The sequence below is a fragment of the Aminobacter carboxidus genome (assembly GCF_014863355.1).
GTDB lineage: Bacteria > Pseudomonadota > Alphaproteobacteria > Rhizobiales > Rhizobiaceae > Aminobacter > Aminobacter carboxidus.
The window spans coordinates 144,375-159,947 of record NZ_JACZEP010000006.1; the positions used below are offsets into that span (position 1 = coordinate 144,375).

The window sequence follows — 15,573 nt, forward strand, 5'->3', positions numbered from 1 at the left end:
TAGCAGCCGATGTGAACTGCGCCGACAGCACCTGTCGCGGCGCCGGCGGAGCCTTGCGCGCCGCCGGTTGCCGGTTTGCGTCCGCGAGACGAGGAAGACCAAGTGAGCAGCAAAAGCCGCAGCCGACATGAAGCCGGGCAGCATGACCGTGCAACCAAGGGTTTCGCAGCACCTTCCCGCTATGGCCTCTACCGCGCCGCGCTTTTGACCTGCACCGCGCTCGTGGCACCACTGGTGATGACCGCCGCGGTGGGTCCGGCTGTTGCCCAGACCACGGGCGCCAATGGCGGCAATGGCGGCAAGGGCTCGGGCACCCGGGCCGGCGGTACCGGCATGGGCGCTGTACTTGCGGCCGGTGGTGGCGGCGGTGCCGGCGGTCAGTCGGGCAACGGACAGCCTTCCGGCAGCAATGGCGGCAACGGCGGCACCAACGGCTTTGGCGGCGGCGGCGGCGGTGCCGCCGACAGCGGCGCTGGTGGTGGCGCCGGTTACAACGGCGCTGGCGGCGGTGGTGGTGGTGGCGGCGGCGGCGCGGGGTTGGTGATCAACTCGGGCAACATTACCGTCAGCCAGGACTCGACTGGCGGCAAAGGCGGCAAGGGTGGTTACGGCGGCGTCCAGATTAGCGACACCTCGATCGCCGGCGGCGGTGGTGGCGGTGGCGGCGGCAGTGGCATTGTAGTCGGCGGCACCAGCGGTTCGACAACCGTAACGGTTGGCGCCGGCGTGTTCGTGCGTGGCGGCCTGGGTGGTGAGGGGGAAGCCGGCAACTCGAATGGCGGTCCAGGTGGAGCACTGTACCCACGCGATCATGGCGGCGGCGGTAGTGGTGGCCATGGCATCTCGGTCGCCGACCCGAATGGCGCAACGATCATCGTCAATGGCGATGTCTCTGGCGTCGAAGGTGCTGCCGGCGGCGGCTGGAATGGCAACAGGGCGGCGAGCGGCGCCAGCGGTGTCGGTATTCGCGGCCAGAACCTGAACATCACCATCGGCACCGCGGGCGCTATCAGGCGCACGCTCAGCGGGCAGGACGCGATCTACATCACCGGCGGCACCAACAGCATCAACAGCCTGGGTTCCGCCCCCAACCAGGGCACGGTGCAGGGTGCGATCCATCTCGGCGCCGGCGTCACGACGATCTCGGGCACCTATTCCTACGGCACCAGGCCGACCTGGGTCCTGATCGACGGCGGCGCCGAAATGAAGGTGCAAGGCGCCAGTTCCGCCAACAACGCCAGGTCCATCTACGACCTGAAGAACTATGGCCTCGTCACCGTCGACACCGGCAGGTCGCTCAGCCTGGACATGGGCACCAACTTCGCGACGATGAACATCGCCTCGGCCGCAACGCTCGAAACGACAAATGGCGGCTTCCTCAACAACGGCACCGTCAATGTCGCCGACACCGGCACCGTCAACGCTGCCGGCGGATGGACGAACGAAACCGGCGCGGCACTGAACTTCAACGGCCGCGGCACGCTGTCGGGCGGCTGGGGCCAGTTCGTCAATCGCGGCAGCGTCAACGTGAAGGCCGGCGACGTCACCGCCAGCAACGTCACCTTCAGCAACAACGGCACGATGTCGCTGACCGGCGGCAACCTGACCGGCATCGGCGAGTTGACCAACGGCGCGGGCGGCACCATCGACATCAGCGCGGGGCGCACGCTTTCGCTCGCCACCCTGACCTCGAGCGGCGGCAGCGCCACCGGCGCCGGCACCATCGATGCGTCGACCGCCTTCAACTTCAACGCCGGGTCCTACGCGACGAAACTCACCGGCACGGCAGTGCTCAACAAGATCGGCGCCGGCACGGTCACCCTGACCGGCACCAACACCTACACCGGCGGCACCAACATCTCGGGCGGCACGCTGTCGGTGGCTTCAGTCGCCAGCCTCGGCAACGGCGCGCTGAGCTTCAGCGGCGGCACGCTGCATGCCACCGCGTCCTTCGCCACCGGCCGCGACGCGACCCTCGGCGCCAGCGGCGGTGGGCTTTCGGCGGATGCCGGCATGACGCTGACCTATAACGGCCTGCTCAGCGGCGCTGGCGCGCTGAGCACATCAGGCGACGGCACGGTGGTGCTCGGCGCCGCCAACACCTATGCCGGCGGTACCGCGGTCAACGCCGGCACGCTCAGGCTCGGCACCGGCGGCAGCCTGCTGTTCGGCAAGGATCTTTCCGTCGCCTGGGGCGCCACCTTCGATCTCAACAGCAAGGCCCAGACCATCGGCAGGCTGACCGGCACCGGCGCGGTCGAGATCGGCGCCGGCGCCCTGACCGTCGGCCAGGGCGAAGTCTCCTCGACCTTCGCCGGCGCTACCTCGGGCTCCGGCTCGCTGACCAAGGTGGGCAGCGGCATGCTCACGCTCACAGGGGTCAATACGCATAGCGGCGGCACCACTTTGAGCGGCGGACAATTGCAGATCGGCGATGGCGGCACATCAGGCTCGCTCGCCGGCAATGTCGAGCTGGCCAGCAGCACCACGCTGTCGTTCAACCGCGCCGGCACGCTGACCTTCGGTGGCGTCATTTCCGGCGGCGGCACGGTGACCATGCTGGGTAGTGGCACCACGATCCTCGCCGCCGACAACACCTATGCCAACGGCACCGAGATCTACTCAGGCACGCTCCAGCTCGGCAATGGTGGGACCACCGGCTCCGTCCTTGGTTCGATCAGCAACTACAACGGCACGCTCGCCGTCAACCGCTCCGACACCTATACACTTGCCAACAGCATCTCCGGCAATGGCGGCTTCAGCCAGAACGGCACCGGCAAGACGATCCTGACCGGCCTCAATTCCTTCCTCGGCGGCATCGCCGTGAATGCCGGTACCCTTGCCATCCGCAACGCTTCTTCGCTCGGTGGCGGTTCGAACGCCATCGATGTCGCGGCCAACGCGACGCTCGAGATCGACGGTGAAATGTCGATCGACACACGCGCGTTGAGGCTCAATGGTATCGGCGCCAACGGCAAGGGCGCCCTGCACACGGTCTCCGGCGAAAGCAGTGCCATGGCCCGGGCTAGCCTGAGCGGCACCGCACTGGTCCTGACTGAAGCGGGCACCGGCTTCGTGTTCTTCGGCGGCGTAGACGGCAACGGCCACCGGCTGACCGTCAACGGCAGCGGCCGAACCGGCATCTGGGGCCTGAGCGGCACCGGCACCGAGCTTGTGAAGACCGGCTCCGGCAGGCTCCTCATGCGCGGGCCCAGCACTTACACAGGCGGCACTTACATCGATGGCGGCACCGTCGAGGTTGACGGAAGCGGAGGACTCGGCACCGGCACCGTCACCTTCGGCGGCGCAGCAACCCTGCACGGCACCAATGCCTGGCTCGAGAATGCTTTCGATCTCGACGCTGCCGCCACGCTCGATACCGACACCTACCTGCTGCTCAACGGCGCGATCAGCGGCTCGGGCAGCCTTGTCAAGACCGGGTCGGGCGAGCTGACCCTCAATGGCATCAACAGCTACTCCGGCGGAACGACCATCTCGGCGGGCAAGCTTATCCTCGGCAACGGCGACCCCGCCACGCTCGGCAGCGGCTCGGTCGTCAACAACGCGATGCTGGTACTCAACCGCGACGGCGACTTCACCCTCGGCAACAGCTTCTCCGGCACAGGCACCCTGGAGAAGTACGGCTACGGCACGTTGACGCTGAGCGGCGCCAACACAATGTCCGGCACCACGTCGCTTTTCGGCGGCACGTTGCAGATCGGCGATGGCACTTCGGGCGGCGGCATCGGCAGCAGTTCGATCGTCGCCCTGAACGACAGCACACTTGCCTTCAACAGGTCGAACCAGGTGACCTTCGATGGCATCCTGTCCGGGACGGGTGGTCTCGCGCAGAAGGGCAGCGGCACCACGGTGCTGTCGGGCGAGAACAGCTACACCGGCCCGACCAGCGTCATCGGCGGCACGCTGCAGGTCGGTGACGGCGCTACGTCAGGCAAGCTGGGTTCGGGCAACGTCCAGAACGCCGGTATCCTTGCCTTCAACCGCTCCGACATCGTCACCGTCGCCAACGCCATCTCGGGCACCGGAACGTTCGAGCAGGCCGGCTCCGGCACCACCATTATCACAGGCACCAGCAGCTACACCGGCGCGACAAAGGTTTCCGCCGGCAAGCTGGTCGTCAACGGCTCGATCGCGTCGTCCTCCAGCGTCACGGTCGATGCCGGCGCGACCATCGGCGGCAGCGGCACCATCGCCGACGCAACGATCTACGGCACGCTCTCGGCCGGCAACAGCCCAGGCACGTTGACCGTCGATGGCGACCTTACCCTCGATGGTGGCTCGACCAGCGTCTTCGAGCTCGGCACGCCGGGCGTTGTCGGCGGCCCGACCAACGACCTCGTCGTCGTCAATGGCAACCTGACGCTGGGCGGCACGCTGGAGACGCCCGACGCGGTGACCGGCTACTACCGACTGTTCAACGTTTCTGGCGTGGTCACCGGATCGTTCCACACGCTTCCCACCGACGCCTTCATCAGCACGGCAGTCGCCAACCAGGTCAACCTGCTCATCCGCAACAACAACCAGCTGCTGCAGTTCTGGGACGGCTCGGATACTTCAGGCAACGGCACGGTCGACGGCGGCACCGGCACCTGGAACGCGTCGAACGGCAACTGGACCGGCGCGCCCGGAGAAGCCACCATCAACGAAGGCTGGCGCGGCGAGGTTGGCGTGTTCGCCGGCACGGCCGGCACGGTCAATGCCTATGGCACGCTGGCCTTCCAGGGCCTGCAGTTCTCGACCGACGGTTACCAGCTCGTCGGCGGCATCCTCGCTCTGTCGGGCAATCCGTTCGGCAATGAAAAGGCGAGCTTCATCAACACCGACAACGGCGTGACGGCCACGATCGCGTCCATCATCGCCGACGGCGACATGACCGAACTCGACAAGCTCGGCCTCGGCACGCTGATCCTGACCGGCGACAACACTTACACCGGCAAGACCACCATTTCCGCAGGCACCTTGCAGCTCGGCGATGGCGGCACGTCGGGCTCCGTTACCGGCGACATCGTCAACAACAGCGTGCTTGCCTTCAACCGCTCCGACGACGCCCTCGTCATCGGCGGCTACATCGGCGGAACCGGGCGCGTCGAGCAGAACGGCGACGGCACCACCACCCTGACTTCCGCCAACTATTACACCGGTGGCACGACGATCAACGCCGGCACCTTGCAGATCGGCAATGGCGGCTCGATCAAGGGCGACGTGCTCAACAACAGCAAGCTGGTCTTCAACAATACGGAGGCCAACGGTGAGTTTGCCGGCGACATCACCGGTACCGGCACGGTGACCCTCACCGGCAACAGCATCGTCATGATGAGCGGCGACATCAACCACTCCGGCGGTACGACGATCGACAGCGGCAGCGTCCTGCAGATCGGCAAATCCGAGACAAGCGGCACGCTGTCGGGCAACGTCAGCAACGCCGGTCAATTGGTGTTCGACAGGTCCGACGACACCTCCTTTGACGGCGACATCTCAGGCTCGGGCGACTTCAAGAAGTACGGTGCCGGCAAACTTACGCTGTCGGGCGACAGCAGTGGCTATGACGGCATCGTCTACTCGCTTGCCGGAACGTTGCGGCTTGAAAACAGCCTCGCCGCCGGCACCGGCTACATCATGATGTTCGGCGGCGCCCTCGACTACGGTGCCGATGTCGACCTCGCCAACATCATGACCCTGCAGCAGGACAACACCGTGCTGTCGGTCGCCTCCGGCACCGCCACGCAGTCGGGCGTCATCCTGGCGGGCGGCGGCGTGCCACGCGCCGTCGAAAAGACCGGCGCCGGCACCCTCATCGTTACGGGCATGCAGAATGGCATCGAGACCACGGTCAGCGCAGGCACGCTCAAGGCAGGCAATGCGGACGCATTCGACCTCACGAGCGCGATGACCGTCAAGGCCGATGCCACGCTTGACCTCGACGGCTATGACCAGCGGATCGGCTCGCTGGCAGGCGCTGGTTCGGTCACGCTGGGCGTGGCCAGGCCGCTCTGGGGCTCACCGCAAGAAGTTACGCTGACGACGGGCGGCAACGACGGCTCGACCATTTTCTCCGGCTCGATTTCCGGCGCCGGCAACCTGTCCAAAGTCGGCACTGGCGTCTTCACCCTGAGCGGCACCAACAGCTACACCGGCAAGACCTGGCTCGATGGCGGCACTCTCAAGGCCGGTGCCACCAACAGCTTCTCCTCGGCCAGCGCGGTTGAAGTCGCCAGCGGCACGGAACTCGATCTCGACGGCTTCGACCAGGTCATCGGATCTCTCGCCGGTGCGGGCACGGTTTCGCTTGGCGCCGGCACCCTGACCACAGGCGGCAACAACGATTGGACCGACTTCTCCGGCGTCATCAATGGCACCGGCGGCCTGACCAAAAAGGGTTCTGGCACTTTCACCCTGTCAGGTTCCAACACATACACCGGCGCAACCAAGATCGATGCCGGTACGCTGAAGGCGGGCGCTGCGAACACGATCGCCTCGGCCAGCGCCGTCGGCGTCGCCTCGGGCGCCACCTTCGACCTCGACGGCCACAACCAGACCATTGCCTCGCTGGCCGGCGCCGGCAACGTCAAGCTCGGCGCCGGCACGCTGACATCGGGCGACGGCAACGACACCGAATTTTCGGGCATCATGTCGGGCACCGGCGGCTTGGCCAAACAAGGCACCGGCAAGCTAACTATCTCAGGCGACAACACCTACACCGGCACGACCTCGGTCAAGGCGGGCGAGCTCCAGGTCAACGGCAAGCTCGCCGACACCGCCGTCACCGTCGACAGCGACGCGACCTTGTCCGGCTCGGGCACCATCGCAGGCAGCGTCACCGTCTCCGACGGCGGCCATATCGCTCCCGGCGCCGGCAAGGGCACGCTATCAGTCGGCTCACTCAGCCTGTCCAATACCGCCAATCTCGATTTCGAACTGGGCGCCCAGAGCGACCGCATCGACGTCGACGGTGACCTTGTCCTCGACGGCATCCTCAATGTCAGCGGCGGCAACGACTTCGGCGCCGGCATCTACCGCCTGATCAACTATGGCGGCACGCTTACCGACAACGGACTGGTCATCGGCGCCGTGCCCGGCGCCTTCCAGGCCAGCGACCTCACCATCCAGACTGAGGTGGCCAAGCAGATCAACCTGATCAACACCGGTGGTACGGCGCTCACCTTCTGGGATGGCGGCGCCAGTGGCAATCTCAACAACGGCACCGTCGACGGCGGCGACGGCACATGGAGCGCCGCAAGCGGCAACTGGACCCGACAGGACGGCGACTTCAACGCGCCAATGGCGCCGCAACCGGGCTATGCCATCTTCCAGGGCACGGCCGGAACCGTCACCGTCGACAGCAGCCAGGGCGCCATTGCGGTTACCGGCATGCAGTTCGCCACCAGCGGTTACACCATCAAGGGCGACGCGATTGGCCTTCATGACGCCGCAACCACCATCCGCGTCGGCGACGGCACGGTTTCAAGCGCGGGCACAACGGCCACGATCGAATCCGAGCTCACCGGTACCGGCGGACTGGTCAAGGACGACTACGGAACGCTCGTGCTCGGCGGCGCCAACAGCTACACCGGCGGCACGACGATCAAGGGCGGCACGCTGTCGATCTCGTCAGACGGCAATCTCGGTGCGGCTTCGGGCGGGCTCACCTTCGTTGGCGGCATCCTCACCAACACCGCCGCCATGACCACCGCCCGCGACATCGAGCTGCGCCTTGCCGGCGGCACGTTCGACACCCAGGCCAACCTCACCGCATCTGGCACGATCTCCGGCCAGGGAAAGCTGACCAAGACCGGTTCGGAGACGCTGACGCTGACCGGTACCAACAGCTATGCCGGCGGCACCAGGATCAGCGCCGGCACGCTGCAGATCGGCAGCGGTGGTACGGCAGGCTCCATTGTCGGCAACGTCGAGAACAATGCCGTGCTTGCCTTCAACAAGTTGGATCTCCTGACCGTCGCCGGCGCGATCTCCGGCAGCGGCGCGGTCAAGCAGATCGGATCCGGCAAGACGGTCCTGATGGGCACCAACAGCTACAGCGGCGGCACGACCATCTACGCCGGCACGCTCTCCGGCTCGGCCACCAGCTTCGGCAGCGGCGCGATCCTCAACGACGCCGCCTTCATCATCGACCAGGCCACCGATGCCAGCTTCGCCAATGCCATCAACGGCGCCGGCAGCTTCACCAAGTCGGGCGCGGGCGCGCTCACCCTGACCGGTACCAGCCTGCTCTCGGGTGACACATCAGTCAGCGCCGGCAAGCTTTCGGTGAACGGTTCGCTCGCCAAGTCGGCGGTGACGGTCGCCTCGGGCGCGACCCTCGGCGGCACCGGCATCATCGGCAAGCTCACGGCGCTGTCCGGCTCGACCGTCAACGCGGGCAGCTCGATCGGCACGCTCAGCGTCACGGGTGACGCCAGCTTCGCCGCTGGCTCGACCTTCCAGGTCGATGTCGACACGACCAAGTCGGACAGGCTCTCCGTCGCCGGCAAGGCGACGCTCTCGGGCGGCACCGTCCAGGTGCTGGCCGGCAGCGGCAACTACGCACCGTCGACGCAATACACCATCCTGACCGCGGCAACCGGCGTGCTCGGCCAGTTCGCCTCTGTCACCAGCAACCTCGCCTTCCTGACGCCCACGCTGACCTACACCAGCAACGCCGTCGGCCTGTCGCTCGACCGCAACGACATCAAGTTCACCGACATCGCCGCGACCCGCAACCAGTTCGCCGCCGGCGGGGCGGCCGACAAGCTGGGCAACAAGCACGCGATCTACAAGGCGATCGTCAATCTCGACAAGGACGCGGCGCGCAAGGCCTTCGACGCGCTGTCGGGCGAGATCCACGCCTCAGTCGGCGGCATGCTCGTCGAGGACAGCCGCTTCCTCGCCGGTGCCGCCAACGACCGTATCCGCGCTGCCTTCGGCGACATCGGCACGGCAGCCCTGCCCGTCATGGCCTATGGCCCCGACGGCGCCGAGATCGCCGAGGCGACGACCGAGCGGATGGCGTTCTGGGGCCAGGCTTATGGCTCGTGGGGCAAGACCGGCAGCGACGGCAACGCAGCAGGCTTCGGCCGCACCACCGGCGGCTTCATCGGCGGTCTCGACGCCGGCATCGGCGACAACCTGCGCCTCGGCGCCTTCGCCGGCAACAGCAACAGCAGCTTCGATGCCGATGACCGCGCATCTTCGGGCAACAGCGGCGCCTACCATGCCGGCGTCTTCGCCGGCGGCCGGTGGCAGGCGTTCAGCCTGCGCGCTGGTGCGGCCTATAGCTGGAGCGACATCGAAACCAGCCGCACCGTGGCCTTTGCCAACTTCAAGGACAAGCTGACCGCCAGCTATGACGCCGGCACCACCCAGGTCTTCGGCGAGGCGAGCTACCGCCTGCAGCAGGGCGACGCCATCGTCGAGCCCTTCGCAGCGCTTGCCTACATCAACGTCAGGACCGATGGCCTCAGCGAAAAGGGCGGCCAGGCGGCGTTGACCGTATCGGCATCGACCACCGAGACAACGTTTACGACGCTCGGCGTGAGGGCCAGCACCGACATCGTCATTCGCGGCATGGATGCCAAGCTGAATGGCATGGTCGGCTGGCGCCACGCCTTCGGCGACGTCACACCGCTGACCGCTGCCGCCTTCAAGGGCGGCGCCGCCTTCACCGTAGCCGGCGCGCCGATCGCCACCAACACGGCGATTGTCGAAGCGGGCCTGGATCTGACGCTGACGCCCGACGCCACGCTCGGCCTCGCCTACACCGGCCAGTTCGGCTCCGGCGCCGTCGACCAGAGCTTCAGGGCCAATCTCGGCGTGAGCTTCTGATCATAGGGGCGGCGGCACACGCCGCTCCTATCTTCCAAGCCATCCATTCAATGAAATGCGCCAACCGCGACACAGCCCCATCTGTTGACAGGGTTGATCATCATGTCGCCGAGGGGTTTCCTCCTCAGGTGCTCGGCTGCCATCATCATTCCATGTAGGTACTACGCGGCCTGGTGGTACATCGTTGGTTCAAACACAGGCTGGCTGTAGCAGAACGACGGCACAGGAACGCGCTTCTTATCAGTAGCCGGGAAAACGGGGCTGTCTCATGGCATTCCACTGTGCTGATTTCTATGATGCAGAGCTAGCACGGCATAACCGGCATCTGCTGGCTGCCGCCTGCGTCGGCATGTTCGACCGGGTGCTCGATATCGGTTGTGGGGCGGGGCAAACCACGCGTGAGGCCGCGCGTGCCGCAGTCCAAGCGAACGTGGTCGGCGTGGATATTTCTGCCGATATGCTTGAGATCGCGCGGCGTCGCAGCGCCGAAGCAGGGCTGCACAACGTCACGTTTGACCTGGCCGACGCGCAACACCACGACTTCCCGGTTGCCGGCTTCGATCTATGCATCAGCCGGTTCGGCGTGATGTTTTTTGCCGATCCCGCGGCGGCATTTGCCAATATCGCTCGGGCAATGCGCCCGGGCGGCCGTCTTGCCTGGATGGTGTGGCAAAGCCAGGAGCAAAACACGTGGTCGGGCGCCATCCGCCAAGCACTGGCCCCGGGAGGCACGATTTCCGCCGACGCCGGCAAGGCGTTTTCGCTTGGCGACCCTGCCATCGGCATCGACATTCTGAGCACGGCCGGCTTCGCCTCGATCGACTTCGCCGAGGTGCAAGAACCGGTCTTCTACGGGCCAGACGTCGATGCCGCGTTCGATGCGCTCAGCGGCCTCTACATGGTGAAGGACGCACTCGCACGCACCGATGAGCCACCTGACTGGCCGCTCCAGCGGCTGCGCAATTTGCTGGACGCACATATGACGACTGACGGCGTACTTTTCGACTCGCGCGCGTGGATCATCAGCGCCGAGCGGGTGGATGACTAGCGTTGTTGCCAGTGCGATCGCCCACCCACTCAGGATAGGCAGGTCGCGATAGACCAACGAATGAATGCCCGAACTGAGATCAGGACGGAAACCGGAGGCGTCGCCGACAGGACGGCGGCGCAGAACCGGCGCATAAATCGTCAAATTAGCGGCGGCACAGCGCGACGGCCACATCGTCCAGTACAGATACCAAGCTCCATGATCAGCTTTGGCGAATGACCTGCCACTTTTATGGTCACATTGGTAAAGTGCGCGCAGATTAGGCGAAATGCGTTGTGCATCGCTCAACGTTCCGGCACTGCCGTTAGCGGCGGCTGCGTGAACTGGAGATCCACTCCCGCTCTATCAGGCTGATAATGCGAACTATTTTGTCTTCCAATCTCAGTGCCACTCAACTGGCACGGTGGTTGCTTTGCATATTGCGGTGCAACGTAACCACGGGAGACTGGAAGAATGAGGGGACATCTAGCGACTTGGGCCAACACTGTCGTGGCCGGCGCCTTCGCCGCAGGAATCAGTATCACCATGCCAGCGGCGGCGGACGACACGATCAAGGTCGGCGTGCTGCATTCGCTGTCGGGCACGATGGCGATCTCGGAGACCACGCTGAAAGACACCATGCTGTTCCTGATCGAGGAGCAGAACAAGAAGGGCGGCCTGCTTGGCAAGAAGCTCGAAGCGGTGGTGGTCGACCCGGCTTCCGACTGGCCGCTGTTTGCCGAAAAGGCGCGCCAGCTGATCGAGCAGGACAAGGTCGCAGCCGTGTTTGGCTGCTGGACGTCATCGTCGCGCAAATCCGTGCTTCCGGTGTTCGAGGAACTGAACGGCCTGCTGTTCTACCCTGTTCAGTACGAGGGCGAGGAAAGCCAGCGCAACGTCTTTTACACCGGGGCCGCTCCCAACCAGCAGGCGATCCCTGCGGTCGACTATCTGATGAGCGAAGATGGCGGCTCGGTGAAGCGCTGGGTGCTGGCGGGCACCGACTACGTCTATCCGCAAACGACCAACAAGATCCTCAAGGCCTATCTGGAATCGAAGGGTGTCGCGGGCGAAGACATCATGGTCAACTACACGCCCTTCGGCCATTCCGACTGGCAGACGATCGTCTCCGACATCAAGAAGTTCGGCTCCGCCGGCAAGAAGACGGCTGTCGTGTCGACCATCAACGGCGATGCCAACGTGCCGTTCTACAAGGAGCTCGGCAACCAGGGCGTCAAGGCCGAGGACATTCCCGTCGTGGCGTTTTCGGTCGGTGAAGAAGAACTCGCCGGGCTCGATACCACGCCGCTGGTCGGGCATCTCGCAGCCTGGAACTATTTCCAGTCGGTCGATGCGCCCGCCAACGCCGAATTCATTGACGCCTGGAAGGCCTACACCAAGAACGACAAGCGGGTGACCAACGATCCGATGGAAGCCCATGTCATCGGCTTCAACATGTGGGTCAAGGCGGTCGAAAAGGCCGCTACCACCGATCCCGACGCCGTCATCGACGCCATCGTCGGCGTTTCGGTTCCCAACCTGACCGGCGGCTTCTCAACGATGATGCCGAACCACCACATCACCAAGCCGGTGCTGATCGGCGAAATCCAGGCCGACGGCCAGTTCGAAACGGTCTGGGAAACGCCGGGCCTGGTGGTCGGCGACGAATGGTCGGACTACCTGCCCGACTCCAAGAGCCTGATCGCCGATTGGCGCGCACCGATGTCCTGCGGCAACTTCAACGTTGCGACAGGCAAATGCGGTGGCAAGGCGGGCACGACGAACTGACCCTTCCAAGTGCTGCATGGTCCCGGGCGGTCCGCCCGTCCGGGACCCGGTCAACGATCCTCCTGAACCGGTGCTCTACATGGGTTTTCTTCGTAACGTGGTCGCGGCGGGCCTGATGCTGGCGGCAACACTTGTCTGCGCTGCCGCGGACGAAGCCGAATTGCGCCAGCTTGTCGCCAAATTCGCGGACGCCAACAATTTCCAGGCGACCGAGGCTGTGGTGCGTGAACTCGGCGCCACCGGGTCCCCCGCCGTCGAAGGACTTCTCACCGCGCTGTCGCAAGGCTCCCTTTATGTCCGCAAGGCCGACGATGCGATCTTCGTCGGCGACGAGGTCGGCCCTGATATCAAGCTACGCGATCCGTTGAACGGCGAAGCTGTGGGCACGGTCGCAAAGGCTGGCCTGACCAAGATCAAGGTCAACAACACGCTGCGTCGTGTCATTCGCGACGCGCTCGGTGGGCTGACACTAGGCTCGAACGACCCGGCCGTGCGGCTCGCGGCGGCAGATACGATGTTCAAGAATCCCGATCCGGCCACCATCGCGGCACTCGACGCCGCGATCGCCGGTGAAGCGGTGGACAGCGTCAAGGCCCGGCTCGAGCAGGCGCGGGCCTCGGCGGTATTGCTGTCCGACCTCGGCGAAGCCGATAAAATGGCGGCCATCGACATATTGTCGAGCCGCGCCGACCAGGATTCGCTGTCGCAGCTCTCCAGATTCCAGGCAAGCGCGGAAGGCCCGCTCCGGGCTTCGGCCGCAGCGGCCGTCGCTACAATCGACCAGAGCCTGGCATTGTGGCAGGTCGGCCAGAACGTCTGGTACGGCATCTCGCTCGGCTCGGTGCTGTTGCTTGCGGCCATCGGCCTCGCCATCACCTTCGGCGTCATGGGCGTCATCAACATGGCGCATGGCGAGATGGTGATGCTCGGCGCCTACACCACCTTCGTCGTTCAGCAGGTGATCCGCGACACAGCTCCCGGCCTGTTCGACTGGTCACTCGCCATCGCGCTGCCGATGGCCTTCCTGGTTTCAGGCGCCGTTGGCCTTGCCATCGAGCGCGGGGTCATCCGCTTCCTCTATGGCCGACCGCTGGAGACGCTGCTGGCCACCTGGGGTGTGTCGCTGATCCTGCAGCAGGCGGTCCGGACGATCTTTGGTCCGACCAACCAGGAAGTCGGCACACCGACATGGATGTCGGGCTCGTTCCAGCTCGGCCAGCTCGCCATCACCTGGAACCGGCTGTGCATCGTCGTCTTTTGCCTCGCGGTGTTTGCGCTGCTGCTCCACGTCATGAAGCGCACGCCCTGGGGACTGCAGATGCGGGCCGTTACCCAAAACCGCCGCATGGCCGCCTCGATGGGCATCCGCACCCCCAGGGTCGACGCACTGACGTTCGCGCTCGGCTCGGGCATCGCCGGTATCGCCGGCGTCGCGCTCAGCCAGATCGACAATGTCTCGCCCAATTTCGGCCAGGGCTACATCATCGACAGCTTCATGGTCGTGGTCTTTGGCGGCGTCGGCAATCTCTGGGGCACCTTTGTCGGTGCCATGTCACTCGGCATCCTGAACAAGTTTCTCGAGCCCTATACCGGGGCGGTCCTCGGCAAGATCATGGTGCTGGTGCTGATCATCCTGTTCATCCAGAAGCGCCCGCGCGGTCTGTTCGCGCTCAAAGGCCGGGCGGTGGAGGCATGATCTCGCAACGCTTCTTCGCCGCTGGGGCAGACCGGCGCATCGCCATCACCATATCGATCCTGATCGGTGTCGCCGTGATCGTGCCCACTCTCAACATCGCCGTGGCGCCGGACAGCGCGTTCCATGTGCCGAGCTACCTGGTGGCGCTGGTCGGCAAGTACCTCTGCTATGCGCTGCTGGCGCTGGCGCTCGATCTGGTCTGGGGCTTTTGCGGCATCCTCTCGCTCGGCCACGGCGCGTTCTTCGCTCTCGGTGGCTATGCGATGGGCATGTATCTGATGCGCCAGATCGGCGATCGCGGCGTCTACGCCAATCCGCTTCTGCCCGATTTCATGGTCTTCCTCAACTGGAAGGAGTTGCCCTGGTTCTGGCACGGCTTCGACCATTTCTGGTTCGCCGCCCTGATGGTGATGGCGGTGCCGGGGCTGCTTGCCTTTGTCTTCGGTTGGTTCGCTTTCCGCAGTCGCGTGACCGGCGTCTACCTGTCGATCATCACCCAGGCGATGACCTATGCGCTGCTGCTTGCCTTCTTCCGCAACGACATGGGCTTTGGCGGCAACAACGGGCTCACCGATTTCAAGGACATCCTCGGCTTCAACGTGCAGGCCAACACCACGCGTTCGGCCCTGTTTGCCGCAAGTGCCGCGACGCTGGCGCTCGGCGTATTCGTCACCTGGCGCATCATTGGCTCCAGGTACGGCAAGCTGTTGATGGCGGTGCGCGACGCCGAAAGCCGCACGCGCTTCCTCGGCTGGCGGGCAGAAAACGTCAAGCTGTTCGCTTTCACCGTTTCCGCCGTCATGGCCGGCATCGCAGGCGCGCTCTACGTGCCACAGGTCGGCATCATCAATCCAGGCGAGTTCGACCCAGCCAACTCGATCGAGGTCGTGGTCTGGGCCGCCGTCGGCGGGCGCGGCACCATCGTCGGGCCCATCATCGGCGCGGTGCTGGTCAACGCCGGCAAGAGCTGGTTCACCGGCGCCCTGCCGGAGTTCTGGCTGTTTGCGCTCGGCGGCCTGTTCATTGCCGTCACCTTGTTCCTGCCAAGCGGCATCGTCGGCATGTGGGACAGTTGGCAGGCCAAGCGGAGCGGTCGTAAGGCGGCAGCCGATGCGGCCGATGCCACCGCCGTACCCGAAATGGCCATCGCGCCTGCGGCGATCGTCAGAGGGGGGCGTCCTGCTGCCGGCGCTGCGCCAGAACCGCAGCCGGCGGAGTGAGG

Annotated in this window: 5 protein-coding genes; all 5 read left to right on the forward strand. The window is 65.3% G+C overall.

Annotation, left to right across the window (positions count from 1 at the left end; genetic code table 11):
• Nucleotides 1–102: 102 nt before the first annotated feature.
• The 5 genes from IHE39_RS19320 (at nt 103) to urtC (ending at nt 15,571) form a co-directional block, all read left to right on the forward strand.
• Nucleotides 103–9,840, forward strand: a complete 9,738-nt coding sequence (locus IHE39_RS19320) for an autotransporter-associated beta strand repeat-containing protein (RefSeq protein WP_192567623.1) — start codon at nt 103–105, stop codon at nt 9,838–9,840.
• Between the two features lie 268 nt (nt 9,841–10,108).
• On the forward strand, nt 10,109–10,888 hold the full coding sequence (locus tag IHE39_RS19325) for a class I SAM-dependent methyltransferase (RefSeq protein ID WP_192567624.1): 780 nt from the start codon (nt 10,109–10,111) through the stop codon (nt 10,886–10,888).
• A gap of 453 nt (nt 10,889–11,341) precedes the next feature.
• The gene (gene urtA / locus IHE39_RS19330) at nt 11,342–12,655 is read left to right on the forward strand and encodes an urea ABC transporter substrate-binding protein (protein WP_192567625.1); all 1,314 of its coding nucleotides are present in this window, start codon (nt 11,342–11,344) and stop codon (nt 12,653–12,655) included.
• Nucleotides 12,656–12,734: 79 nt separating this feature from the next.
• The gene (urtB, locus tag IHE39_RS19335; RefSeq protein WP_192567626.1) at nt 12,735–14,351 is read left to right on the forward strand and encodes an urea ABC transporter permease subunit UrtB; all 1,617 of its coding nucleotides are present in this window, start codon (nt 12,735–12,737) and stop codon (nt 14,349–14,351) included.
• Nucleotides 14,348–15,571, forward strand: coding sequence for an urea ABC transporter permease subunit UrtC (urtC, locus tag IHE39_RS19340; RefSeq protein ID WP_192567627.1), 1,224 nt, complete (start codon nt 14,348–14,350; stop codon nt 15,569–15,571). Before urtB ends, urtC begins: the two co-directional genes overlap by 4 nt.
• Nucleotides 15,572–15,573: the final 2 nt, after the last annotated feature.